This window comes from Curtobacterium sp. MCLR17_040, assembly GCF_003234735.1.
Taxonomy (GTDB): Bacteria; Actinomycetota; Actinomycetes; order Actinomycetales; family Microbacteriaceae; genus Curtobacterium; species Curtobacterium flaccumfaciens.
In genome coordinates this window covers 316,065-339,884 of the sequence record NZ_QKTE01000001.1, presented here as the reverse complement: position 1 = coordinate 339,884, position 23,820 = coordinate 316,065, and the positions used below count along the sequence as shown (strand labels likewise).

Sequence of the window (23,820 nt, the reverse complement as noted above, 5' to 3'; positions counted from 1 at the left end):
CGGGCGTGACCGGTCCTGTGGACGGCGCTCCGGGCCTCCAGGCCTGTGGAGGAGTGCGTCAGTTGCCGGGCGCGGCCGCCTCGGTCTCGCCCGCACCCGGGTCGCCGCCGGTCCCGCCGCTGGCGGGCTCGTCCTGCGGCCAGCCCGCGAACTCCCAGCCCGCGAGGGACGGGTGGTCCTCACCCTTCGTGTACGCGAACGTCCGCGCGGCGTCACGCGCCTCGGACAGCTTCGTGAGCAGGTCGGCGTGCGCCTCGGCGTCCACCCGCGTCAGGGCGTCGTGGGCCAGGGCGAAGCGGTCCATCTCGTTGCGCATGAGCATGTCGAACGGCGAGGTCGTCGTGCCCTGCTCGAGGAACCCGTGCACGTGCAGGTCGTCGTGCCCGTTCCGGCGGTACGTCAGCTGGTGCACGAGGGTCGGGTACCCGTGGAACGCGAAGACCGTGGGCGTGCCGGGCAGGAAGAGCGCGTCGTACTGCTCGTCCGGGATCGGGTGCTCGTGCTTGCGCGGGTCGCCGAGCGCCAGCAGGTCGACGACGTTGAGCACGCGGACCCCGACGCCGGGAGCGTGCTTCCGGATGATGTCGGTGGCGGCGATCGCCTCGACCGTGGGGACGTCACCGGCGCAGGCGAGCACGACGTCGACCTTCCCGACGGCCTGCTCCGTGCCGGCGAAGTCCCACACGCCGAGTCCGGCCTGCGCGTGCGCGACCGCGTCGTCGAGGGACAGGAAGACCGGCTCCGGGTGCTTGCCCGCGACGATCACCTCGATGCGGTCCGTGGTCTCCATCGCGTGCGCGGCGACGGCGAGCAGCGTGTTGGCGTCGGCCGGCAGCTTGATCCGGACGAGGTCCTGCTGCTTCGACGCGACGACGTCGAGGAACCCGGGGTCCTGGTGGGAGAACCCGTTGTGGTCCTGTCGCCAGACGTGCGACGAGAGCAGGAGCGACAGGTTGGACACCGGCACGCGCCAGTCGATGTCGGTCGAGGACTCCAGCCACTTGGCGTACTGCCCGACCATCGAGTCGATGATGTGGGCGAACGCCTCGTAGGTGTTGAGCATTCCGTGCCGACCGGACAGCACGTAGCCCTCGAGCATCCCCTCCAGCAGGTGCTCGGACAGGACCTCGGTGACCCGCCCGCGTGCGGCGAGGTGCTCGTCGCCGGCGGCGCGCTGGGCCCGCCAGACGCGCGAGGTCACTTCGAAGACCGCGTCGAGCTTGTTCGAGATCGTCTCGTCCGGGCCGAACAGCCGGAAGGTCGAGGCGTTCTTCTCGATGAGTGCGGCGAGCCAGGGGCCGAGCGTGCCCGTGGCGGATGCCGTGGAACCGGCCTCGACCGCGTACGGCTCGAGCGGCGGCCGGTCGAGCGCGGTCCGCAGCCGTCCGCCGTTGCCGTGCGGAGTGGCACTCATCCGCTCGTCACCGGTCGGACGGATCGTGGTCATGATGCCGACCGGGTGGCCGTCCTCGTCGAAGAGCTCCTCGGGGCGGTACGAGCGCATCCACTCCTCGAGCTGCGCACGGTGGCCGTCGTCCTCGCGCACCGCGGGCAGCGGCACCTGGTGCGCGCGGAAGGTCCCCTCGACCTGCTCGCCGTCGACCTCCTTCGGGCCGGTCCAGCCCTTCGGGGTGCGCAGCACGATCATCGGCCAGCGCGGACGCAGGTCCGCGGCACCGGCGGGCTGCCCCGCGGCGGCACGGGCGGCCTGTGCCCGGGCAGCGGCCTGGATGTCGTCGATGCCGGCGAGGGCACGTCGCAGGGCACCGTCGAACAGGGCGTGCACCGCGTACGGGTCGTCGTCGACGCGGCGGGAGTCGACCACGATCGGGTCGTAGCCGAGCCCGCGGAAGTACGCGGTGAGGTCCTCGTCGGGGATGCGGGCCAGGACGGTCGGGTTCGCGATCTTCCAGCCGTTGAGGTTGAGGATCGGCAGCACGGCGCCGTCGGAGACCGGGTCGAGGAACGTGTGCGCCTGCCACGAACCGGCGAGCGGACCGGTCTCGGCCTCACCGTCACCGACCACGCACGCGACGACGAGGTCCGGGTTGTCGAGCGCCGCACCGTAGGCGTGCGACAGCGAGTAGCCGAGTTCACCGCCCTCGTTGATGGAGCCGGGGGTCTCCGGGGCGGCGTGCGAGGGGATGCCGCCGGGGAACGAGAACTGGCGGAAGAACCGCTGCAGGTCGACGTCCTGGTACAGCTCGTTCCACGTGCCGTCCAGCCAGGCGTTCGCGTTCATCGCCGGACCGCCGTGCCCCGGGCCGCAGATGTACAGGAACTCGCGACCGGTCTCCGTGATCAGCGCGTTGCAGTGCGCGTACACGAGGTTCAGTGCGGGGGAGGTGCCCCAGTGGCCGAGCAGCCGCGGCTTGACGTCGTCGGGCTCGATCGGCCGGCTGAGCAGCGGGTTGTCCAGCAGGTAGATCTGCCCGACCGTCAGGTAGTTGGCGGCGCGCCACCAGGCGTCGACCGCCCGGAGCCGGTCGGTGGTGGAGATGTGTGCTGGAGCCATGGGTACACGGTACGAAACACCGGGTTGCGGCACCTCAGGAAACTCGTCCCAAACCGTTCGGGCGGGGGCGCCGAATGACTTGCACAGGGCAAAGCCCAGGGCGCTCTCCGGTCACAGTTGGCCGGTACTCAGTGTGTGCACAGTGCACATTCGGCCACCGGCCGGAGCGCCTCCAGAGCAAAGGACTGATCACGATGCGTAAGAGCCTCAAGACCTCCATCACCCTCGCCACGACCGGCGCCCTCGTCCTCGGCGGTGCCGCGTTCGGGATCTCCTCCGCCCAGGCCGCGACCCCGAACGTGCACACGGTGTCGTCGTCGTCGTCGTCGAAGATCCCCGCACCCGTCGCCTCGGTCCCCGAGGTCCTCGGTGGTTCCACCGCCGTGAAGCTCGACTCCGGCTTCACCGACGCCCTCACCGCCCTGAAGCTCACCCCCGGCGTCTCCGGTGACGCGACCCTGGCTGACGGGTCGGTGTCGTTCCCGATCACCGCCGGGTCGGTCACCTACTGGTCGCCGGATGGCAACTACCGCCCGTACGTGCAGGGCCTGCTGAACCACGACGACTCGGGGCTGACCCTGAAGGCCGGCGACACCACCGTCACGCTGGAGAACTTCGTCGTGAACCCGGGCTCGTCCAAGCTCTACGGCGATGTCCTCGTCAACGGCAAGGTCGCTGCGGCCAACGCGTTCCTGTTCGAGCTGCACGGCGGCTCCCTCAAGCCCCTCCAGCTCGAGGGCGACAACGCCATCCTCACCGGCACCACCGTCCACATCTCCGAAGACGCCGCTGGCCTGCTGAACAAGACCTTCGGCACCGACGCCGTCAAGCGCGGCCTCCTCGTCGGCACCGCCACCATCACCGCACAGATCAAGTAACACCCCGCACCACCACAGCCGGCCCGGACCACGCAGCAGCGCGGTCCGGGCCGACGTGCGTTGCGCGTCGCCGAGCAGAACCGGGTGTACCAGGCGGAAACGGGCGTACCTGGCGGTACCGGGCGTACCTGGTGGAATCGGGCGTACCTGGTCGGTTCTTTCGACCAGGTACGCCCGTTCTTGCGAACCAACGCGCGCGCGATGGGAAAGAACGGGCGCACACGACGGACGGGAGGCCCAGTGCCAGCTGGCACGGGCCTCCCGTCCGTCATGTGGGTACGCCGGGCCGGCGGCCTCCGTCGTCACGGGCTGGGCGACACCTCACGTGCTCACGTCCGCGTGGTCTGTCGCTCAGCGCGAAATCGCGCCCGGACCGGACCGCCCGCCCCCGCGCCGCACCGCGCCACCGCTCAGCGGCGCCGCCACCACCGCCGCGGCTTCGCCTCGAGCCGTGCCTGCTCCGCAGCCCGCGCGGCCGAAGCCATGCGCACCTCGCGGCGCTCCCGCCAGGCGAGCACCTCGGCCTCGACGTCGCGCATCGGCGTCACCACCGGCGGCCCGCCGAGCAGCTGCCGCCGTGCCTCTTTCACCCGCGCGTTGAAGTCCACCAGGACGTCCCGCACGTCGGACTCCAGCGACAGCGCGTCGAGTGCGTCGTCGAGTTCGGCGTCCTCGGTCCGCAGCGCCAGGGCCGGCGGAGCGATGCCCCGGATGTCCTCACGCTCGATCTTCGACTTGATCCACCAGTCCGGGTCGTGCTGCCCGTCGAGTCCCGGCAGTGGCTTCCCGTGGTACGGGTTGCCCTCGAAGACCCCGCGGCGCTCGGCCTCCGCGATCTGGGCCCGGGCGTGCGCGGCGACGTCGGCGGCCTTGAGCAGCCGACGTTCCTCACGTTCCGATCGCACCTCGTCGGGGTCGAGCGACCCCCGCTCGATCTCCTGGTCGACGAGCTGCTGGTAGCGGTAGCGCGCGGCTCTGCGGAGCCGGTCCATCCGTGCATCGACGTCGTTCATCGTCAGACCATGATGCCCCGCGCCCCCGACGGTTCGTCCAGCCCGGTCAGGACTTCTCTGAGACTTCTTCGATGGTCAGCGCGGCCTGGATGAGGGCCAGGTGCGACAGACCCTGGGGGATGTTGCCCATGAAGTCCCCGTCGACGGCACTGAGCATCTCGCTGAACAGGCCGACGTCGTTCGCCTGCGCGACCATGTCGTCCATCAGCTGCTTCGCGTCGTCGACCCGTCCGACGCAGGCCAGGGCCGCAGCGAGCCAGAACGAGCACGCCACGAACGGCGATTCCTCGTCCTGGATGCCGGAGTACCGGTACACGAGCGGGCCGTGCTGCAGCTGCTCCTCGATCGCCCGGATCGTGGACTCCATGCGCGGTCCGCGGTCGAACGCCGACATCGCGTGCAGCAGGATCGAGCAGTCGAGCGCGTCGGTGCCCGGGTACATGACGTAGTGGCCGAGTTCCTCGTTCCACCCGTTCTCGGCGACCCAGTCCTCGATGAGCTCGCGGTTCTCGATCCACTTCTCGCGCGGGCCGTCGATCATCCCCGCGTCGTGCAGCTCGACTGCGGCGTCGAGCGCCTGCCAGCAGCCGATCTTGCTCGTCGTGTAGTGCTGCGCCTCCTGCAGCTCCCACATGCCCGAGTCGGCTTCCGGCCAACGGTGGCACGCGTCGTCGGCCAGGTCCTGCAGCACCGAGGCCGTCTTGCGGTCGAGCACGTTGCCGGCCCGGACGTACTGGCGCATGATCTCGAACACGTCGCCCCAGACCCCGAGCTGCAGCTGGTCACCCGCGCGGTTGCCGATCGTGACCGGCCCGATGCCGTTCCAGCCCGGGACGTCGCGCTCCTCGACGGTGTCGCTCTTCGACCCGTCGAGTCCGTAGAAGATCGGCATCGTCTCGTCGTGCTCGGCGATCGTGCGCATCACCCACGACACGGCGGCGTGCGTCTCCTCGCGCAGACCGAAGCGGGTGAGCGCGTGCACCGTGTACGCCAGGTCGCGCACCCAGGCGAACCGGTAGTCCCAGTTCTTCCCGCCGGTGCGGTCCTCGGGCAGGCTCGTCGTCGGGGCAGCGGCGATGGCGCCGGTGGGGGCGAAGATCAGGAGCTTCAGGGCGAGGGCGCTGCGCTGGACGGCGTCCGACCAGGGGCCGTCGTAGCTGAACTCCTTCGACCAGGTCGACCAGTTCTCGATCGTGCGGTCGACCCCCTCGAGCGTGCGCTCCGGCTCGGGCAGGAAGATCGGCTCGTCGTACGTGCCGACGATGGTCAGGATCGACTTCGACCCCTCGGTGGTCGAGAACCGCCCGGAGAACCGGGGGCCGTCGTCGTGCACCGGTTCGAAGCCCTGCTCGACGATCGCGATGGTCACGCCGTCGATGCCGATCACCGTGCCGTTCGCGGTGTCGAGTCGGCGCGGTTCCGCCGTGTTCAGGATCGTGCCGGGCACGACCGCCCACTCCATCTCGACCGACCCTTCGACCCCCTGCACGCAGCGGCCGATCTCGGCCCACGGCAGGCGTCCGGCCACACCGGTGACCATGGCGTCGGTCACGGTGGCGGTGCCGGACGGGGTCGTCCACGTCGTCACGAGCACGTTCGTCCCCGGCAGGTAGGCGCGGGACACCTGCGCCCGGTCGTCCACGGGCCGCAGGGCGACGTGTCCGCCGTGCTCGGCGTCGACGATGCTCGCGAACACCGGCGGCGAGTCCATCGACGGGATCGGCAGCCAGTCGATCCGACCGTCGAGCGCGATGAGGGCGACCGTCCGCCCGTCGCCGATCGCGCCGTACGAACGGAGCGGGACGTACCCGTTCGTCCGTTCCTCGTTCTCGGTCGCGTCGGGGGTGTCTCGCGTGCGCTCGGTCATGCGTCCAGCCTGCCCCGGCCCCGGTGGCGACCATCAGGCGGACGTACCCCTCGTGGAGAACGCACGCCGGGCCTCCCGCCTGTAGAGAACCACCGGCGAACCGCCGGAGCACCCCAGGACAGCCGCCGGCCAACCCCCGGCGCCCAGCCGACACGCCCACGTGACTTGCGCATCCCGGGCGTGTCGCACTAGCGTCGTCCTCCTGCCGATCGGCAGACCGCCCGCCCCGGGCACACCGGAAGGACCGCGCATGCGCGCCGTGCAGCACAACGAGGAACGCGTCGAGCTCCAGCTCGCCGCGGCCGCCGTGCTGCCCGAGCAGCAGTGGTCCCTCCGCTATCCCGCGTAGGCACGCGACGTCCAACGACGCCCCGTGCCCACCCGGCCCGGGGCGTTCGTCAGCACCGCTTCCTTCCGTCCGCCACGTCCGGCGACGACCAGGAGGCCCGGCGTACGACCGTCTCGGACCGTCACCTCGACCGTCACGAAAGCGAGACGACTCCATGAAGAAGATCAACGACCGATTGCTCAGCTGGGCCTCGATGCTCGAGGACAACACCGAGCAGCAGGCCCGCACGACCGCGCGCATGCCGTTCGTGTTCCCGCACCTGGCCCTCATGCCCGACGCACACCTCGGCCTCGGGGCCACCGTCGGGTCCGTCATCCCGACCCTCGGCGCGATCATGCCGGCGGCCGTCGGCGTCGACATCGGCTGCGGCATGATCGCGGTCCGCACGCAGTTCACCGCCACCGACCTGCCCGCCGACCTGCAGGGGCTGCGCGAGCAGATCGAGCGCGCGATCCCGCTGTCGGCCGGTGCGTCGAACCGGAAGATCGTGGCGACCGCCGCTCCCCGGATCGCCGAGCTCGAGGCGATGGCCGAGACCGCCGGGTTCGACCCCGACGGCGTGCACGGCGGGTGGCGGAACCAGCTCGGCACGCTCGGGTCCGGCAACCACTTCATCGAGGTCTCCCTCGACGAGCAGGACCGGGTCTGGCTCTTCCTGCACTCCGGGTCGCGGGGCGTCGGCAACAAGATCGCGCAGCGGCACATCAAGGTCGCCAAGAAGGCCATGGAGCGCTGGTGGATCCAGCTGGCGGACCCCGACCTGGCCTACCTGGTCGAGGGCACGCCGGAGTTCGACCGGTACATCGCCGAGCTCCGGTGGGCCCAGCACTTCGCGCTGCTCAACCGCGAGGAGATGATGGACCGCGTCGTGCGGCAGCTGTCCGAGGCCGTCGGCACGCCCGTCGACGAGCGCGAGCGGATCAACTGCCACCACAACTTCACGCAGCGTGAGACGCACTGGGGCAAGTCCGTGTGGGTCTCACGCAAGGGTGCGATCCAGGCGAAGGCCGGTCAGCCCGGCCTGATCCCCGGGTCGATGGGCACCGCGTCGTACGTGGTCGAGGGACTCGGCAACAAGCCCTCGCTCGAGTCGTCCCCGCACGGTGCCGGCCGGCTGTTCTCGCGGAGCGCTGCCCGGCGGACCTTCACCCACGAGCAGCTGCGCGAGGCGATGGCCGGCATCGAGTACCGCGACACCGACGCGTTCCTCGACGAGATCCCGGCCGCCTACAAGCCGATCGACCAGGTCATGGCGGACGCCGAGGACCTCGTGTCGATCCGGCACACCCTGCGGCAGGTCGTCAACGTGAAGGGCGACTGAGACGCGCCCACCGACGGACGGGAGGCCCGTGGCGGCACCGCCACGGGCCTCCCGTCCGCCACGTGGCGGACCGCACGGCCCGGCGCGCCCCGGACAGGACGGCACGCGTCGGGCACGCTGGGCCGTGATGAGCGACACGGCGGAACACGCAGCGAAGGAAACCGGACGACAGGTCCGGCGGGCGGCCGACAGCCGCTGGTTCGAGGTCACGGCACGCGCCGGGTTCGTCGGCAGCGGCATCGTCCACCTGCTGATCGGGTACCTGGCGATCCTGCTCGGGATCGGCAACGCGTCCTCGGGCGGCGAGACGGACCAGTCCGGTGCGCTGCAGCAGATCGCCGCGGTCCCCGGCGGGGTGTTCCTGCTCTGGCTGATCGCCGTCGGCACGGCCGCACTCACCGTGCGCCTGGTCGTCGAGGCGATCGTCGGCGGCCGTTCCGACACCACCCGGGGCTGGCTCGCCCGGCTGAAGGACGTCGCGAAGGCCGTGGTCTACGGCGTGATCGCGTACTCGGCGGCCTCGTACGCGCTCGGCGCCGGCTCGAGCTCGAGCAGTTCGTCGCAGAGTGCCGCGGCGAAGACCCTGGCGACACCGGGCGGGGTGTTCGTGCTGGTCCTGGCCGGGGCGATCGCGGTCGCGGTCGGCATCGGGCTCGTGGTGATCGGCTGCCGCCGGTCGTTCCGGAAGCAGATCACGCGACCGTCGGGTCAGCTCGACCGCGTGGTCACCGTGCTCGGCGTCGTCGGGTACGTCGGCAAGGGCGTCGCCGTGGTCATCGTGGGCGTGCTCATCGCCGTCGCGGGGCTGCAGAGCGACCCCGACCAGGCCACCGGCCTCGACGCCGCGTTCGACGCGGTGCGGAGCATGCCCGGTGGGGTGTTCGTCCTCGTCGCGATCGGCATCGGGTTCCTGGCCTTCGGCGTCTACAGCTTCTTCCGCGCGCGGTTCGCCCGCCTCTGACCCGCCGGCGCCGCCGCGCTACCCACCGACGCGCGCACGCCTGAACGGGCACGGACCACCCCCGCGGTAGACGGGGTCGATGAGCACCAACGTCACGACCGGCCCCGCGACCGTCTTCGCCGACGCCCGAGCGGTCCTCGCCGAGAGCATCGTGTGGGACCCGTCCGCACAGCTGCTCCGGTGGGCCGACATCACCCTCGGCACCCTCAACACCGCCGAGGCCGACGGCACCGTGGGCTCGATCGTGCCGCTGCCGCCCCCGTTGGCGAGCTTCCAGCCCCGGGCCGCCGGCGGGTTCGTCGCGGCCCTTGGCGACACCGTCGTGGTGATGGACGAGCAGGGCGCCGTGGAGCGCGAGATCGCCCGCGTCACCCACAGCACCTCGGGCAACCGGTTCAACGAGGGCAAGTGCGACCCGTTCGGCCGGTTCCTGGTCGGCAGCATGAACGTGACGACCGGCGAGCCCGACGCAGCGCTCTACTCGATCGAGGCCGACGGCACGACCCGGGTGCTCCGCGGCGGCTTCGGCGTGACGAACGGCATGGAGTGGTCGGAGGACGGCAGCACGATGTACGTCACCGACACCAGCGCCTCGACCGTCTTCCGGGGGTCGTACGGCCCGGACGGCGAGCTCGGCGAACTCGAGCCGTTCATCGTCGGTCAGGCGCACGACGGCCTGGTCCGCGACGACGAGGGCTGCTTCTGGAGCGCGATCTACGGCGGGTCCCGCGTCGAGCGCTACGGGCCGGACGGCTCGCACCTGGAGACGGTGGAGCTCCCCGTCGCCAACCCGACGTCGGTGGCGTTCGGCGGCCCGGACATGTCGACGCTCTTCGTCGGGACGGCCCGCGAGAACCTCACCGAGCAGGACCTGGAGCAGGCGCCCCGGTCCGGCGCGGTCTTCGCGGTGCGGACGACGGTCCACGGGTTCCCCGCGAACACCTTCAGCGGCTGAGCACGTCGTCGCCGCCCGCGCGGACGGCGGCCGGGTATCCTGGGCGACCGCCCGACCGGAGGAGACCCACGTGGACGACGAACGCCAGGCACCGCGGCCGGACCCGGCCGGCGAGCTCGCCCAGGCCGAGGACGCTGACGTCACGGTGCAGGTGGACCGGGTCGCGGTCGACGGCACCTACGTCCGGGTGAGCTCGATCGGTGAGCCGGGCGAGCGGGCCTTCCTGCTCGTCGCGGGGCTCGGCATCGCCTCGACCTACTACGAGCGGCTCGCCCCGCACCTCAACGAGAACGGGCCGGTGCACGCGCTCGACCTGCCGGGCTTCGCCGGAGTCCCGCGGTTCCGCGGCAAGGTCTCGATCGAGCGCTACGCCGACGCGGTCGAGCGGGTCATCGACGACCTCGGGCTCCAGGACCCGGTCCTGGTCGGGCACTCGATGGGCACCCAGGTCGTCACCGAGGTCGCCGCCCGCCGTCCGGGGATCTCCGACCTCGTGCTCATCAGCCCGGTGGTCGACTCGTCGGCACGGACGGTGCGGCAGTCGGCGTTCCGGTTCCTGCGGTCGACGCTGCACGAGCCCGCCGCGGTCCGCTGGCACGGCATCACGGCGTACGCACTGTGCGGCTGGCACTGGTTCCGGAAGGTCCTGCCGCGGATGATCGCGTTCCCGATCGAGGAGCGCGCCGCCCACGTGCAGGCCCGCACCCTGATCGTCCGCGGTGAACACGACGCGATGGTGCCGCGGGACTGGGTCCGTCGGCTGGCGCGGGTGTTCCCGTACGCGGTCCTCCGCGAGGTCGTCGACGGCGCACACTCGGTCATGCACGCACAGGCCGACGCGGTCGCACGGCTCGCGGTGGCGCACGTCGACCACCGGATCCCCGACCGGGGCGTGTCGTCGCTGCAGCGGGTGCGCGACGACTCGACGTCGTCGGACCTGGCGCGGCTCAGCCCGGGGGACGCCTGGTTGCTGGTCAAGTCGCGGTTCATCGAGCTGTTCGGGATGGCCCGGAACGACGACGAGACGCTCGAGGCGGCCAAGTCCGCACACGCCGTCGCGATGGCGGACGGCGACGACCTGCCGGTCGACCCGGCGGATCGCCGGGCGGTCGTCGACGAGGTCGCGCCGGAGTCGAAGTAGCCAGCACCGTCGAAGCAGCGGGCGTCGCGATCTGCGGGCGACCGCCTGGAGGCCCGGTGCCGGTACGACGGACGGGCACCGGGCCTCCAGGCAGTCGCGACCACCGCGACGGGCGAGCGGTCAGGGCGTGATGCGGCCCGGCAGCATGTCGGGCGTCAGCGCGTTCGCCTCGGCGAGGACCTTGCGGGCCTCGTCGGTCTTGTCCCACACGTTCCAGAGCAGCACGCCCCGGACCGTGTCGTCGTCGTCCAGGTAGTAGACGACGCCGGTGACGGTGGGGTCCTGCCAGTCCTCGACCGTGCGGAGCTTCGAGCTGACCTGTCCGACGGCCTCGTACCCCATGTCGAAGACGTCGGAGTAGAACATCGGCGTGTGGTCGTAGGTCTCGTCGGCGTCCGCGAGGTTGCGGCCTGCCTGACGACCCTGCTGCTGGGCGTTGTCGACGTGCTCCACCCGGCGGGTGCCGAGGATCCGGTCCGGGTACTCGGCGACGTCACCGGCGGCGAACACCGAGTCGTCGTCGGTGAGCAGCGTCGAGGTCACCACGATGCCGTCGCGGACGGTGAGTCCGGCGTCGGCGGCGAGCTGCGTGGCGGGTTCGATGCCGAGTCCGGCGACGACCGCGTCGGCCTCGACCACGGACCCGTCGTCGAGCGTCAGTCGCACGCCGTCGGCCGTCTCGGTGCCCTCGGACACCCGACGACCGGTGCGGAGCTCGACGCCGTGGTCGACGAAGCGCTGCTGGAACGCCCGAGCCAGGTCGTCCGGGAACATCCGTCCGCCGACGACCTCGTCCGGGTCGACCAGCGTGACGCGTGCACCGTTCTGCACGATCCCCGCCGTGATCTCCTGGCCGATGTACCCGCCGCCCACGACGGCGACGTGCGCTCCGGCGTCCGCGAGTTCGCGCAGCCGGCGGTAGTCCGACGCGCTGCGGTAGTCGAGCACGCGTGCCGACGGGGACAGCCCCGGCAGCCCCCGGGGCTTCCCGCCGGTCGCGAGCAGGAGCCGCTCGTAGCCGTGCGTCGCGCCGTCGGCCGTCGTGACGGTCTTCGCGGCACGGTCGATCGCGGTGACCGCGGTGCCCAGGACGAACTGCGCCCCGGTCTCCTCGGTGTGCAGGTCGACCTTGTCGTCCCAGCTGAAGTCCGGGTCGGTCCAGAGCTTCTTCGAGAGCGCGGGCCGGGCGTAGGGCCGGTCGACGTCCTCGCTGAGGATGCCGATCGACCCGTCGGTGTCGAGCTCGCGGATGCCACGGGCAGCAGCGTCGGCGACCATCCCGCCGCCGACGATGAGGTAGCGGAAGTCGGTCATGACGCCTCCTGGCGGTGCTGTGGTGCCACGATCAGATCGTGGCGACCGAGCCGGAGTCGACCCGGTAGTTGGCGCCGTTCACGAAGCTGGCCAGGTCCGAGCACAGGAAGGCCACCACGTTCGCGACCTCTTCCGGCTCGCCGCGGCGCTTGAGCTCCATGTACGGCCGCTCCTCTTCGAGGAAGCTGCCGATGGCCTCGTCGAACGAGGTCCCGCGCTGCTTGGCCCGCTTGTCCATCATCGCGTCCGTCATCGGCGTGTGGATGAACGCGGGGGAGACCGTGTTCACCAGCAGCCCCTCGGAGGCGTAGGAGCGCGACAGGCCCTTGGCGAACGAGAGCACCCCGGCCTTGGCGGCGCAGTAGGGCAGCTCGTCGTCGTACGGCTGCGAGGCGTCCTCGGACACCAGGTAGACGATGCGTCCCCAGCCGCCCTGGCGCAGGTCGCCGATGAACTCGCGGGTGATCCGCACCGGCCCCATCAGGTCGATGTCGATCGTCTCCACCCAGCCGGCCTCGTCGATCTCGTGGAACATGCCCTGGGCGCCGGTGACGCCCGAGGACTGCACCAGGATGTCGATCTCGCCGACCGCTTCACGCACCTTGTCGTGCAGGGAGGCGAGGCTCTCGGCGCTCCGGACGTCGGCGGCGAAGGCGTGCAGCTTGCCGAGCGGCGCCTCGAGCTGGTCCGCACTGGTGTCCAGACGGCTCTGGTCGATGTCGGTGACGACCACGGTCGCACCCTCTGCCAGGAGGATGCGCGCCGTGTTCCAGCCGATGCCGGAGTCGCCGCCGAAGACGAGTGCGGTCTTGCCCTGGATACCGAGGTCCACCCGGGCCCCTACGCGTGTGCCGACGCGTCGGCGACGGCAGGCGTGGTCGCGGAGGCCAGCGGGGTGCTGGGCGCGCGGTTCTCGGCGGAGACCATCCACGCGAGCTGCTCGAGGCGCTCGATGAAGCCGTGGAGCAGGTCCGCGGTCGTCGGGTCCTCGTCGTCGACCTCGTCGTGGACATCGCGCATGGTGCCGGTCGCCTGGTACAGCCGGAGCGTGACCTGGTCGATGGCGTCGTGCGTGGTGATCTCGCCCGAGGGGAACGCGTCGAGGTGGCTGCCCGCGGAGACGGTCGCCGAGCGGCCGTCCGGCACGAGGTACAGCGCACGCATGCGCTCGGCGGTGTCGTCGGCGAACTCACGAGCTGCGTCGACGATCTCGTCGAGCTGCAGGTGGAGGTCGCGGAAGTTGGTGCCCAGGATGTTCCAGTGGGCCTGCTTGCCCTGCAGGTGCAGGTCGATGAGGTCCACGAGGACCGCCTGGAGGTTCTTGGCCATCTTGTCCGAAGCGTGCATGGTTGTGGCTCCTTTCGCGTCGGTGTGACCGTTCCGGTCTACGCGGTGCCGCAGTGCGCGCTCTCAGTGCGCTCGGAGGCAGCGTCCCCCGAGGTCGTTCGGTGCAGTGTCGCTCAGTGCGACGGCGCGGGGTCGACCTGGTCGACGGCGTCGCGCATCTGCTCCAGGAACCCGGCGACGATCCGCGCCTCGGACGCGGGGAGCCCCTCGGCGATCGACATCATCCGGCGGTGCATCACGCCGAGCGTGGCGCGGACCTCGTCGTCGGTCTCGGTCGTCGGCGTGATGACGAGGGCCCGGCGGTCGGTGGGGTGCGGATCGCGGCGGACGTGGTTCGACTTGACCAGGCGGTCGATGAGGATCGTCGTCGAGGCCGACGAGATCTTGAGGTACGCGGCGAGGTCCTTCGGGCTCACGGTGGTGCCGGAGCGCTGCGCCTGCAGCAGGAAGCGCACGGCGAGCAGGTCGGTCTCGCCCATGCCCATCGAGTCACGGGTCCGGCGGCGCATGGCCGTCTCGGCGGATCGATACCGGCGCAGGGCGTTCAGCACCGCGACCCCGCGTTGGGTCGCGTCGTCGTCCGGGAACCAGTACCCGGACGCCTCGGTGATCTCCTGCGTCGACATGGCGTTCAGGGTAACCCGTCTCGTATCTCGGTCGTCTAGCGGACTCCCGGGTTCCGCCACGACCGGTGCGTCCGCACCGGACGGACAGGAGGCCCGTGGCGGGGTCGCCACGGGCCTCCTGTCCGGTGGTTCGTCGCGTTACGCGGCTGCCTGCTCGTCCGTGCCGGCTGCGGCCTCGGCGAGCGCGGTGAGCGCGCCCTGCACGAGCGTCGTGACCTCGGCGTCCTCACGCGGGTGGGTCTCCGCGAAGCGGACGACCGACTGCGGAATGGCGACCTTGACGTCCTCCAGGACCTTCGCGCCGGCGATGCCGGCGGCCTTGCGGGCGTCGTCGTGGGCCCAGACGCCGCCGTACTGGCCGAACGCCGAGCCGATCACGGCGAGGGGCTTGCCGGACAGCGGCGAGGCACCGAACGGACGCGAACCCCAGTCGAGCGCGTTCTTCAGGACGGCGGGGATGGTGCCGTTGTACTCGGGGGTGATCAGCAGGACGGCGTCCGCGGTGGCGACGGCGTCGCGGAAGGCGACGGCAGCGGCGGGCGGGGTGTCGCCGTCGATGTCCTCGTTGTAGAACGGCAGGTCGACGATGCCGTCGAAGGTGTGCAGCTCGATGCCCTCCGGCGCGTGGTGCGCGGCGGCCTCGGCGAGCTTGCGGTTGATGGAGTCGGCGCGCAGGCTGCCGACGAGGACGAGGACGTTCGTCATGGAGCTCCTTCTGTTGCGGGATGCTGTTGCTGGACGGAAAGGTGTCAGCGACAACCAATGCGATCGTAGGGGGCGCTATTCCCAGCACCCTGGGTACGGTGGCGACGTGACCACGCTTCGGACCCCGGCCAGCACGCCACGAACCACCGACCCGACCTGGTGGCGCGATGCCGTCGTCTACCAGGTCTACCCGCGCAGCTTCGCCGACACGGACGGCGACGGGCTCGGTGACGTCGCGGGCATCACGAGCCGGGTGCCGTACCTGGCATCGCTGGGCGTCGATGCCCTGTGGCTCTCCCCGTTCTTCCCGTCGCCGCTCGCCGACGGTGGTTACGACGTCGCCGACTACCGCGCCGTCGACCCGAAGCTCGGGTCCCTCGACGACCTGGACGCCCTGGTCCGGGCCGCCCACGAGCACGACCTCAAGGTCATCGTCGACATCGTGCCGAATCACACCTCGGACCAGCACGAGTGGTTCCGGGCTGCGCTGGCGTCCGCGCCGGGGTCGGCCGAGCGTGCGCGGTACGTGTTCCGTGAGGGCTCCGGCGCCTCCGGGGAACTGCCGCCGAGCGACTGGGTGTCGAACTTCGGCGGCAGCGCGTGGACCCGAGTGCCCGACGGGCAGTGGTACCTGCACCTGTTCGCCCCCGAGCAGCCCGACCTGGACTGGTCGAACCCCGAGGTCCGCGCCGACTTCGAGGACACGCTCCGCTTCTGGTCGGACCGCGGTGTCGACGGGTTCCGCGTGGACGTCGCGCACGGGCTGGCGAAGGACCTGTCGACCCCGTACCGGCCGTCGAACGAGCAGGACCTGCCGCTCGACGGCTCCGACCCGCTGTACGACCGCGACGAGGTGCACGAGATCTTCGCCACCTGGCGCCGGGTGCTCGACGAGTACGACCCGCCCCGTGCCGCGGTCGCCGAGGCATGGGCCCCGGCACCCCGCCGTGTCCTGTACGCCCGGCCGACGGAGCTCGGGCAGGCCTTCAACTTCGACCTGCTCGAGGCCCCGTTCGAGCCCGATGCGTTCCGTCGGATCATCGAGCGGAACCTGGCCGCATCGGAGCAGTCCGGTGCCTCGAGCACCTGGGTGCTCTCGAACCACGACGTCGTGCGGCACCCCACCCGCTACGGCCTGCCGGACGGCACCGACACCGACGCCTGGCTCATGACGGACGGCACGACGCCGGAGCTCGACCGTGCACGGGGGCTCCGTCGGGCCCGAGCGGCGACGATGCTGATGCTGGCGCTGCCCGGGTCGTCGTACGTCTACCAGGGCGAGGAGCTCGGGTTGCACGAGGCCGCCGCGATCCCGCGCGACCTGCTGCAGGACCCGAAGTGGCTCCGCACCGGGCACACCGTGAAGGGCCGGGACGGCTGTCGGGTGCCGATCCCGTGGACGCGCTCCGGGCCGTCGTTCGGCTTCGGGGACGTCGCACCGCACCTGCCGCAGCCGCAGGACTTCGGAGAGTCCTCGGTCGAGGCCGAGGACGGCGATCCCGAGTCGACCCTGTCGCTGTACCGCCGGGCGCTGGCCGCCCGGCGTCGGCTGCAGCAGGGGGAGGCGCTGACGTGGCTGGAGTCCGGCTCCGAGGTCGTGGCGTTCGCGCGGCACGACGGCTGGCGGTCGGTCACGAACTTCGGCACCGCGCCGGTGCCCCTGCCGGCCGGGACCGTCGTCGTCGCGTCCGGGCCGCTCGACGGGGTCGCACCGGGGCTGCTGCCGGGTGAGACGACGGTGTGGCTGGCCTGAGCGGTCCGCTCGCGTCGTTCTTCCTCCACAGCCGGGAGGCCCGTGGGGGCGTTCCACAGATCGTCTCCCCGCCGTCCGGGGATGACGTCCCGGTCGCGAGCATCGGGGCATGACAGATCCCACTGCTCCAGCTCCAGCTCCTGCCCCAGCGCCTTCCCTCGACCGGCGGTCGTTCCGCTCGCGGGTCGTCCGCCGTCTCGCCGCGGCGTGCGCCACCCTGACCGCGATCGGCGTGCTCGCGGCGCCTGCGGTCCTGCCGTCCGGGTCGAGTGCGGCCGCCCTCGACTTCCCGTACGTCAACCAGTTCTCCAGTGCGTCCGGCGGTGCCCTGCACGGTGACGCCGCGGTGTCCGGCGGCCGACTGCGGCTCACCGACGACATCCGGAACCAGGCGGGGGCGTGGTCGACGAACGACACGTTCCCGTCGGACACCGGGCTCGAGATCGAGTTCACGTACGCGATGCACACCGAGAAGGACGACCCCGGCGCCGACGGCCTGCTGCTGTACCTGGCCGACGGGGCCTCCGCGCAGGGCGTCGGGTCCTTCGGCGCCGGGCTCGGCTACGCCTGCCGGAAGGAAGCGACCGAGGGCGGCGGTCGCGAATGTGACCTGCCGGGCGTCCCCGGGGGCTTCGCGGCCGTCGCGATCGACCACTACGGCAACTTCTCGTCACGCATCAACGGGTCCGGTCCCGGAGCGCAGCCCGACCACGTGGTGGTCCGGGGCTCCGGCAACGGGACCGAGGGCTACCGGTACGTCGCCGGTGCCGCGGCACCTGGTGGCACCGTGACGGCCGGTTCCACGCCCCGGACGGTCCGGATCACCCTGCTGCCCGACGACGACGGCGGGCTCGCGGTCTCCGTCCGGCTGCAGGTCGGCTCGACCATGCGCACCGTGCTCGACTCGGTCCCGCTGCACGGCGACGGGCAGGCCTCGCTGCCGAGCACGCTGCGCCTCGGGTTCGCCGGGGCCACCGGCAGCCACGTCGACAAGCACGAGGTCGACGCGCTCCGGGTCTGGAAGCCGGCGGACCTGTCCGTCGAGCACGACCTGCCCGCGACCGCGACGGCGGGCGAACCGCTCCGCTACACCGTGACGGCGCGGAACCCCGGCCCGAACGCCGCCGACCCGAGCCCGCTGCAGGTCGACGTGCCCGACGGCGTCGAGGACGTCACCTGGACCTGCACGGCCGCGGACGGCTCCGCCTGCGCGACCGGGTCGGGCACCGGTGACGTCGCGACCGACCTGTCGTTGCCCCGAGGGGGTTCGGCCGTCGTCACGATCGAGGGCCGGGTGGCCGAGGGCAGGTCCGGAGCGCTGGAGAGCGTTGCGACCATCGCCCCGCCGACCTCGTTGTCCGACACGAACGAGGCCGACAACGCCTCGCGGGCGACCACCACCGTGACGGCACCGGTGATCGCCGCCGACGTCGAGACCGACAAGTCGGTGTCGCCGTCGACCGTGCGGCCCGGTGACGAGGTCGAGTACCTCGTGACGGCCCGGAACCGGGGGCCGTCCGTGGCGCAGCAGGTCGGGGCGGTCGACGACCTGCCCCAGGCCATGCGGTTCGTGGGCTCCGACGACGGGTGCACGGCCGAGGGGCAGCGGGTGACCTGCAGCTCCGACGTGTCGCTCGAGGTGGGTGAGACCCTGGACTTCCGCATCCGCGCCGAGCTCGACCCCGCGTACCAGGGGGACGGCTCCGACGTGGTGAACGTGGCGACGGCGGCCTCGCCGACCGACGCGGACGGCGGCGACCCGTCCACCGGCGTCGCGATCGTCGTGGGTCCGGACGACGAGGGGCCCGCGCCGAGCCCCGTGCCGACGAGCGGTCCCGTGCCGACGACCGGGCCGGCTCCGGACGACGGGGACGCCGGCGGTGACGGTTCCGGCGGTGACGACGGTGACGGCGCCGGTGTCGACGACGACGGCGGAGCCGGTGACCCCACAGCCGACCGTCGGGTGGCTGCCCCCGTCGGAGCCCTCGCCTACACCGGCGCCGAAGGGCTCGGCCTCGCCGCGGCGCTCGCCGCCCTGGCCGCCGCCGCCGGGTCCGTTTGCTGGTGGCTCGCCCGACGTCGTGCTCGCCGGAACGCGCCGTCCGACGACCCGCAGCAGCCCTGACACCGCCGGGACGGCACCGGACGGCGGTGTCGTCCCGGCGCACGGGTGTGGACGTCCACAGGGGCCGAGTCCGCTCCGGTCGGGCGTCCACCCCACCGGCGGTAGGATCGGATCCACGATCCGCATGCCCGAAAGAGGTCTCGTGTCCGACACCGTGGACGACGCCACCACCGTGGAAGACGCGACCCAGCGCGCGCGGTACTGGCCGATCCCGATCCTCCGGGCGGTCCCCGCAGCGGTCGTCGCGATGGTGATCACCTTCTCGACCAACCACGCCGCGGGCTACGGTCTCCTGCTGTTCGGCGGCTTCGCCCTGGTCGAGGGCCTCGTGCTCCTGTTCGCCGGGATCTCCCGACTGCCCCTCGACGGTCGTTCGCGTCGCACGACCCTGCTGCAGGCCGTCATCACCCTGCTCGCGGCCGTCGCCGCCTTCGCGTGCAACGGGTTCGGGCTGCCGGCCTTCATCACGGTCATCGTCGCGTTCGCGGTGCTGACCGGGGCCCTCGAGCTGTCGCAGGGGCTCCGTGCCCGGCGACGCTCGCCCTTCGCTCGCGACTGGACCACGATCGGCGGCCTCACGCTGCTGCTCGCGGTCGCCTTCCTCGTCACGCCGCCGGACTACTCCCAGCAGCTCGGTGGCGTGGAGCAGGTCACCGGCACCCTCGACGCCTCGATCGTGCTCGTCGGCCTGCTCGGCGCGTACCTCGCCATCACGGCCGTCTTCCACGTGATCGCCGGCCTCTCGCACAAGTGGGGCACGGCCACGCCGGCCGTCGCCCCGGACGGAGCACCACACGCATGACCACCCCCAGCCGTCGTGACCGTCTGCGCCCGGTCGAGCTCCTCGGGATCTCCGCGATCATCGCGGTGTTCACCGGGCTCGTCGTGCTGTTCTCGACGCGGGAACTGCAGCTGGCCGTGATCTTCCTCGGCGTCGCGTTCATCGTGGTCGTCGTCGTGCTCGCGATGCTGCAGCTCGCCTCGTCGAGCGAGCAGGACGACAACGACATGCTCGGCGGGCACAAGACGCCGGGCGAGGGCGACGGCGACGACTTCCACTGACGGCTGACGTCTGACAGCTGACAGCTGACGGCTGACGGCTCCGGGCGGACACGCCCGAGATCACGAATCCGCCACGGTCCTGTCAGGATCGCGGGTCCTGCCGACACCTCTGAGTGAAGGAGGTGGGATGTGGACGTGACGACCGGCACCGACACGGACGAAGGACTCGTCCGTGCGATGGCACAAGGGGACACCGGCGCGCTCGCCCGGGCGTTCGACCGGTACGCCGCCACCCTCACCCGCTACGCGTGGGCGCTCGTCGACGACCGGTCCGACGTCGAGGAGATCGTGCAGGACGCGTTCCTGACGCTCTGGCAGCGCGCCGCGACCCTCGAGCTGCCGGCGGACACGGTGCTGCCGTGGCTGCTCGTCGTGTGCCGCAACCACGCCTTCAACACCGGCCGCAAGCAGGCCCGGCGCCGCACGGACGAGCTCCCGGAGCACCTCGCCTCGCCCGCCGACCACGACGAGGCCCGCGAGACCCTGCGCTGGGTCCGTGCCGAGATCGCCGCGCTCCCGGACCTCGACCGCCGCATCTGCGAGCTCTGCCTGCTCGAGGGGCACTCGTACGCCGAGGCCGCCGAACTCCTCGGCCTCACGGTCGGCGCGGTCACCCAGCGGGTGTCCCGCAACCGTCGACGACTCAAGAAGGTGGTGATGCACGATGAACACTGAGCCTCCGCAGGGAGACGACCTGCAGCGCATGCTCGTCTCGATGAAGCAGAACGTCCTCGAACGTGCCACCCCGCTCCCGAAGCGTCGTCGGGGCCGGTCCGGGATCGTCATCGGTGTCGTCGCGCTGCTCGCCGTCGGCACTGCGACCGGTGCGGTCGCCCTGACCCTGTCGCAGCAGAACGCCGACCCGGTCGCCGCTCCCACCCAGACCCAGCAGCCCGAGCCCGCGCCGTCCTCCACGACGCCGAGCTCCGCCCCGATCACGGGTGCCCCGGTCCCGAAGCCCACCCCGACGTCGACACCGACCGCCGCCGCGGCGACGATCCCGGCGACGTGCCGCGACATGGTCCCGGCAGAGGACTACACCCGGCTCTTCGGGGAGACTCCGCTGACCGAGATCTCGAAGGCGAAGGACGGGACGGCCGGCGGCGATGGTGAGGACGTCACCTGGGCGAACGGCGAGTCGAAGATCATCTGCACGTGGGCCGATCCCCGAGCCGACGTCAGTGGGCTCACCATGACCGTCGGGACGGCCGGGCCCGGGGCCGCGGACGTGCTCGCCACCAGTCCGCTGGAGTGCGAGGACCGCGACGGCGGGCGGGTGTGCCAGTCGTCCGTCCCGGCCGAGGCTGCCCCGGTGGACCAGGTCTCCACCTTCTTCCTGCGCGACGACACCTTCATCGTGATCCGGCAGGCGAACTTCCCGACGAACGGGCTGCTGGACGCCGTGGTCGGGGAGATCTGGGGGGACTGACGGCCCGGAGGCACGTGGCGGACCCGACCCGTGCCTCCAGTCCGTCGGTGGCCAGATCGTGAGCAGGAACGGTCGCCTCGCGCACCGTGGCGCGACCATTCCTGCTCACGAAGCACAGCGAGCGCGCCCAGCGTCACCCCACCCGCGCCGCCACGATGTCGCGCGCCAGCGTCCGGACCGCGCGGCTCGGCTCCGGGGACGTCCGGACCGCCAGGCCGATGCGGAGCGGGTCGACCTCGTCCTCCAGGTCGAGCACCGCCCCGTCGTACCGCACCCCCGAGTCCGGCACGACCCCGACGCCGAGCCCGGCGGAGGCGAACCGGATCACTGCGGGCATGTCGTTCATCTCCGCGACGATGCGCCGACGGATCCCGAGCCGCTCGAGTGCCCCGTCGAGGATGATCCGGTTGCCGAACCCGTGCGCCGTGTCGACGAAGGGTTCATCGGCGAGTTCGGCGAGCGACACCGACGACCGACCGGCGAGCGGGTGGTCCGCCGCGGTGAACACCCGGAACGGCATCTCCCGCAACGGCTCCACGACGACGCCGGCGGGCACGGTGGGCAGGCCCGTGTAGGCGATGTCGAGCCGCCCGGCGACCAGGTCCTGCACGAGGCCGGTCGTCCCCGACGGCGAGGTCATCAGCTCCACGGCGACGAGCGGGTGCTGCCGCCGGAACCGCTGCAGCACGCCCGTCAGGTCGACGATGTCCATGCTCGTGAAGATGCCGAGCCGCACCCGGCCCCGCAGGTCGGCGTCGTCAGCGGTGGCCAGGTCGCGCATCCGGTCGAGGGACTCGAGCACTGCGCGGGCGTGGGGGAGCAGGTCCTCGCCGGCGGGGGTCAGCACGAGCTGTCGTCCGGTGCGGTCGAAGAGCCGCACCCCGAAGCTGCGCTCGAGCGAGGCGATGCCCGCGGACACCGTGGACTGCGCGGCCCAGAGCCGTTCCGCCGCCCGGGTGATGCTGCCCTCGGCGGCGACGGTGACGAACTGTTCGAGCAGTCGGGTCTCCATCGTCCGAGTATCGAGCAGATCGATCGTGCACATCAAGCGCATCCGTTGGACTCGATGCACCGCGAGCGCGATCATCGGAGCATGTCAACCGTCACCGACACCCCGACGGGCACCGTCCCCGCCACCACCGCCGCTCCCGCATCCGCGAGCGACCGTGTCGTCGCCCCGCGCGGACGCCGTGTCCACACCCGTCGGCGCCACGGTTTCGGCTTCTGGGTCGTCGCCTTCGCGTTCCTCGCGGTGATGGCCTTCGCGACCGTCCCCGCACCCCTCTACGTCATCTACCAGGCCCGCGACGGCTTCCCGACCTTCACCACGACGGTGATCTTCGCGGCGTACGGGGTCGGGGTCGTCGGGTCGCTGTACCTGGCGGGACACCTCAGCGACGTGCACGGGCGGCGCCCGCTCATCCTGGTGTCGATCGCCCTCGAACTCGTCGCCGCCGTGCTGTTCCTGCTCTGGAACGACGTCACCGGCCTCATCGTCGCCCGGCTCGTGACCGGCCTCGGCGTCGGGACGCTGACGGCGACCGCGACGGCACACCTCGGTGAGCTCCGGGTCCGTGCCACCGGGTCGAGCGACTCCGCGAAGGGCGCGAGCGTCGCCGCCGGAGCCGTGAACCTCGGGGGGCTGTCGCTCGGCGCCCTGGTCGGCGGAGCGCTCGCCGAGTTCGTCGGGCAGCCGCTCATTGTCCCCTACGTCGTGTTCGTGATCGCGCTGGCCGTCGCATTCGTGCTCGTGCTGGCCGCACCGGAGACGGTCGACCGTCCCGAGCAGCCCGTGGCCTACCGCCCGCAGCGCATGCAGGCGCCGGAGGGGCAGGGTGCGGCGTTCTGGGCAGCCGGCGCAGCAGCGTTCGCCGCGCTCGCCGTGCAGGGCCTCTTCACCTCGGTCGCGCCGAGTTTCCTCGGCACCACGTTCCACGTCACCGACCGCCTGGCCGCCGGTGCCACGACCTTCGGGGTCTTCGCCGCGAGTGCGCTGTCGCAGATCGTCTTCGCCCGACTGTCGCAGCGTGCGCAGATCCGGCTCGGCATGGTGCTCCTGGTCGTCGGACTGGTCGTCCTCGCCGTCGCCGCGGTCCTGCTGCAGGTCGCCGGGTTCATCGGCGGCGGGGTCGTCGCGGGAGCCGGCGTCGGCCTGCTGTTCCGCGCCGCGATCGGCAGCGCCGCAGCACTGGTCGGCCCGGAGCGCCGGGGCGGCGTGCTCGCCGCCACGTTCCTCATCGCGTACGCCGGGCTCACCGTGCCGGTCGTGGCCGTCGGGGCGGCGCTGCTGGTGATCCCGACGCTCCCCGTCCTGATCGGGTACGTGGTGCTCGTCGCCGTCCTGGCCGTCGTCGCCGGCACCCGGCTGGCCGCGCGCGCCTGACGCGTGGCGGGCCTCCCGTCCGCCCGGAACCAGGTTCCGGACACCGCACCACGCGATCGCGCGGTGCCGTGTCCGG

At 71.8% G+C, this 23,820-nt stretch carries 21 protein-coding genes; 12 read left to right on the top strand and 9 right to left on the bottom strand.

Translation table 11 applies throughout. The annotated features are described in order from the left end of the window. Window positions 1-58 precede the first annotated feature (58 nt). Window positions 59-2,515, bottom strand: a complete 2,457-nt coding sequence (locus DEJ01_RS01600) for a phosphoketolase (protein ID WP_111092027.1) — start codon at window positions 2,513-2,515, stop codon at window positions 59-61. 194 nt (window positions 2,516-2,709) lie between these two features. Between DEJ01_RS01600 and DEJ01_RS01595 the strand changes: the two genes are divergently transcribed. After that, window positions 2,710-3,393 carry a hypothetical protein gene (locus tag DEJ01_RS01595; protein ID WP_111092026.1) on the top strand — a complete coding sequence of 228 codons (684 nt, stop codon included), beginning with the start codon at window positions 2,710-2,712 and terminating at the stop codon, window positions 3,391-3,393. A 410-nt stretch (window positions 3,394-3,803) separates the two neighbouring features. Here DEJ01_RS01595 and DEJ01_RS01590 read toward each other — a convergent pair whose 3' ends face one another. Both DEJ01_RS01590 and DEJ01_RS01585 read right to left on the bottom strand, forming a co-directional pair. Then, window positions 3,804-4,406 (bottom strand): DUF1992 domain-containing protein, encoded by a 603-nt coding sequence (locus DEJ01_RS01590; RefSeq protein WP_110864991.1) that lies wholly within the window; start codon window positions 4,404-4,406, stop codon window positions 3,804-3,806. Window positions 4,407-4,452: 46 nt separating this feature from the next. Beyond that, complete coding sequence (locus tag DEJ01_RS01585; protein ID WP_111053926.1) at window positions 4,453-6,273, bottom strand: glycoside hydrolase family 15 protein; 1,821 nt, start codon at window positions 6,271-6,273, stop codon at window positions 4,453-4,455. Window positions 6,274-6,776: 503 nt separating this feature from the next. Between DEJ01_RS01585 and DEJ01_RS01580 the strand changes: the two genes are divergently transcribed. The 4 genes from DEJ01_RS01580 to DEJ01_RS01565 all read left to right on the top strand — a co-directional run bounded on the left by DEJ01_RS01580 (window position 6,777) and on the right by DEJ01_RS01565 (window position 11,000). After that, a complete protein-coding gene (locus tag DEJ01_RS01580) occupies window positions 6,777-7,943 on the top strand; it encodes an RtcB family protein (protein WP_071404876.1) in 1,167 nt (388 codons plus the stop codon). 127 nt (window positions 7,944-8,070) lie between these two features. Then, window positions 8,071-8,904 (top strand): DUF1206 domain-containing protein, encoded by an 834-nt coding sequence (locus tag DEJ01_RS01575; RefSeq protein WP_111039758.1) that lies wholly within the window; start codon window positions 8,071-8,073, stop codon window positions 8,902-8,904. A gap of 79 nt (window positions 8,905-8,983) precedes the next feature. Next, window positions 8,984-9,859 carry an SMP-30/gluconolactonase/LRE family protein gene (locus DEJ01_RS01570; RefSeq protein ID WP_111092025.1) on the top strand — a complete coding sequence of 292 codons (876 nt, stop codon included), beginning with the start codon at window positions 8,984-8,986 and terminating at the stop codon, window positions 9,857-9,859. 70 nt (window positions 9,860-9,929) lie between these two features. After that, window positions 9,930-11,000: an alpha/beta fold hydrolase gene (locus tag DEJ01_RS01565; RefSeq protein WP_111039756.1), complete on the top strand. Its 1,071-nt coding sequence runs from the start codon at window positions 9,930-9,932 to the stop codon at window positions 10,998-11,000. Window positions 11,001-11,120: 120 nt separating this feature from the next. Here the strand turns inward: DEJ01_RS01565 and DEJ01_RS01560 are convergent, their stop codons facing one another. The 5 genes from DEJ01_RS01560 to DEJ01_RS01540 form a co-directional block, all read right to left on the bottom strand. Continuing rightward, entirely contained in the window at window positions 11,121-12,314 is a 1,194-nt protein-coding gene (locus DEJ01_RS01560; RefSeq protein ID WP_111024713.1) for an NAD(P)/FAD-dependent oxidoreductase, read from the bottom strand. Between the two features lie 31 nt (window positions 12,315-12,345). Further along, the gene (locus DEJ01_RS01555; RefSeq protein ID WP_111046250.1) at window positions 12,346-13,146 is read right to left on the bottom strand and encodes an SDR family NAD(P)-dependent oxidoreductase; all 801 of its coding nucleotides are present in this window, start codon (window positions 13,144-13,146) and stop codon (window positions 12,346-12,348) included. An 8-nt stretch (window positions 13,147-13,154) separates the two neighbouring features. Then, window positions 13,155-13,661: a Dps family protein gene (locus DEJ01_RS01550; RefSeq protein WP_071404882.1), complete on the bottom strand. Its 507-nt coding sequence runs from the start codon at window positions 13,659-13,661 to the stop codon at window positions 13,155-13,157. A 113-nt stretch (window positions 13,662-13,774) separates the two neighbouring features. Then, the gene (locus tag DEJ01_RS01545; RefSeq protein WP_071404883.1) at window positions 13,775-14,287 is read right to left on the bottom strand and encodes a MarR family winged helix-turn-helix transcriptional regulator; all 513 of its coding nucleotides are present in this window, start codon (window positions 14,285-14,287) and stop codon (window positions 13,775-13,777) included. A 138-nt stretch (window positions 14,288-14,425) separates the two neighbouring features. Beyond that, window positions 14,426-14,992: an NADPH-dependent FMN reductase gene (locus DEJ01_RS01540; protein WP_027464982.1), complete on the bottom strand. Its 567-nt coding sequence runs from the start codon at window positions 14,990-14,992 to the stop codon at window positions 14,426-14,428. Between the two features lie 106 nt (window positions 14,993-15,098). On the opposite strand from DEJ01_RS01540, the gene DEJ01_RS01535 reads away from it, so the two are divergent. From DEJ01_RS01535 to DEJ01_RS01510, 6 genes are all read left to right on the top strand, one after another. Further along, entirely contained in the window at window positions 15,099-16,745 is a 1,647-nt protein-coding gene (locus DEJ01_RS01535; RefSeq protein WP_111092024.1) for a glycoside hydrolase family 13 protein, read from the top strand. A 109-nt stretch (window positions 16,746-16,854) separates the two neighbouring features. Then, window positions 16,855-18,870 (top strand): DUF11 domain-containing protein, encoded by a 2,016-nt coding sequence (locus DEJ01_RS01530; RefSeq protein WP_111092023.1) that lies wholly within the window; start codon window positions 16,855-16,857, stop codon window positions 18,868-18,870. Window positions 18,871-19,012: 142 nt separating this feature from the next. Then, entirely contained in the window at window positions 19,013-19,672 is a 660-nt protein-coding gene (locus tag DEJ01_RS01525) for a DUF308 domain-containing protein (protein ID WP_228513510.1), read from the top strand. Next, window positions 19,669-19,932, top strand: a complete 264-nt coding sequence (locus DEJ01_RS01520; RefSeq protein ID WP_071404886.1) for a hypothetical protein — start codon at window positions 19,669-19,671, stop codon at window positions 19,930-19,932. The genes DEJ01_RS01525 and DEJ01_RS01520 overlap by 4 nt, the downstream gene beginning before the upstream one ends. Window positions 19,933-20,067: 135 nt before the next feature. Next, on the top strand, window positions 20,068-20,607 hold the full coding sequence (locus DEJ01_RS01515) for an RNA polymerase sigma factor (RefSeq protein WP_017886488.1): 540 nt from the start codon (window positions 20,068-20,070) through the stop codon (window positions 20,605-20,607). Then, window positions 20,597-21,361 (top strand): hypothetical protein, encoded by a 765-nt coding sequence (locus tag DEJ01_RS01510; protein ID WP_146245113.1) that lies wholly within the window; start codon window positions 20,597-20,599, stop codon window positions 21,359-21,361. The genes DEJ01_RS01515 and DEJ01_RS01510 overlap by 11 nt, the downstream gene beginning before the upstream one ends. A 133-nt stretch (window positions 21,362-21,494) precedes the next feature. Here DEJ01_RS01510 and DEJ01_RS01505 read toward each other — a convergent pair whose 3' ends face one another. Beyond that, window positions 21,495-22,373 (bottom strand): LysR family transcriptional regulator, encoded by an 879-nt coding sequence (locus tag DEJ01_RS01505; protein WP_181437720.1) that lies wholly within the window; start codon window positions 22,371-22,373, stop codon window positions 21,495-21,497. 81 nt (window positions 22,374-22,454) lie between these two features. Here DEJ01_RS01505 and DEJ01_RS01500 point away from each other — a divergent pair, with 81 nt between their 5' ends. Then, window positions 22,455-23,744, top strand: a complete 1,290-nt coding sequence (locus DEJ01_RS01500) for an MFS transporter (RefSeq protein WP_111092021.1) — start codon at window positions 22,455-22,457, stop codon at window positions 23,742-23,744. Window positions 23,745-23,820 lie beyond the last annotated feature (76 nt).

Coding starts and splice junctions, on each gene's coding strand:
- DEJ01_RS01600 (WP_111092027.1), bottom strand. CDS start 2,515: ATGGCTCCAGCACACATCTCCACCACCGACCGGCTCCGGGCGGTCGAC.
- DEJ01_RS01595 (WP_111092026.1), top strand. CDS start 2,710: ATGCGTAAGAGCCTCAAGACCTCCATCACCCTCGCCACGACCGGCGCC.
- DEJ01_RS01590 (WP_110864991.1), bottom strand. CDS start 4,406: ATGAACGACGTCGATGCACGGATGGACCGGCTCCGCAGAGCCGCGCGC.
- DEJ01_RS01585 (WP_111053926.1), bottom strand. CDS start 6,273: ATGACCGAGCGCACGCGAGACACCCCCGACGCGACCGAGAACGAGGAA.
- DEJ01_RS01580 (WP_071404876.1), top strand. CDS start 6,777: ATGAAGAAGATCAACGACCGATTGCTCAGCTGGGCCTCGATGCTCGAG.
- DEJ01_RS01575 (WP_111039758.1), top strand. CDS start 8,071: ATGAGCGACACGGCGGAACACGCAGCGAAGGAAACCGGACGACAGGTC.
- DEJ01_RS01570 (WP_111092025.1), top strand. CDS start 8,984: ATGAGCACCAACGTCACGACCGGCCCCGCGACCGTCTTCGCCGACGCC.
- DEJ01_RS01560 (WP_111024713.1), bottom strand. CDS start 12,314: ATGACCGACTTCCGCTACCTCATCGTCGGCGGCGGGATGGTCGCCGAC.
- DEJ01_RS01550 (WP_071404882.1), bottom strand. CDS start 13,661: ATGCACGCTTCGGACAAGATGGCCAAGAACCTCCAGGCGGTCCTCGTG.
- DEJ01_RS01545 (WP_071404883.1), bottom strand. CDS start 14,287: ATGTCGACGCAGGAGATCACCGAGGCGTCCGGGTACTGGTTCCCGGAC.
- DEJ01_RS01540 (WP_027464982.1), bottom strand. CDS start 14,992: ATGACGAACGTCCTCGTCCTCGTCGGCAGCCTGCGCGCCGACTCCATC.
- DEJ01_RS01530 (WP_111092023.1), top strand. CDS start 16,855: ATGACAGATCCCACTGCTCCAGCTCCAGCTCCTGCCCCAGCGCCTTCC.
- DEJ01_RS01520 (WP_071404886.1), top strand. CDS start 19,669: ATGACCACCCCCAGCCGTCGTGACCGTCTGCGCCCGGTCGAGCTCCTC.
- DEJ01_RS01510 (WP_146245113.1), top strand. CDS start 20,597: ATGAACACTGAGCCTCCGCAGGGAGACGACCTGCAGCGCATGCTCGTC.
- DEJ01_RS01505 (WP_181437720.1), bottom strand. CDS start 22,373: ATGGAGACCCGACTGCTCGAACAGTTCGTCACCGTCGCCGCCGAGGGC.
- DEJ01_RS01500 (WP_111092021.1), top strand. CDS start 22,455: ATGTCAACCGTCACCGACACCCCGACGGGCACCGTCCCCGCCACCACC.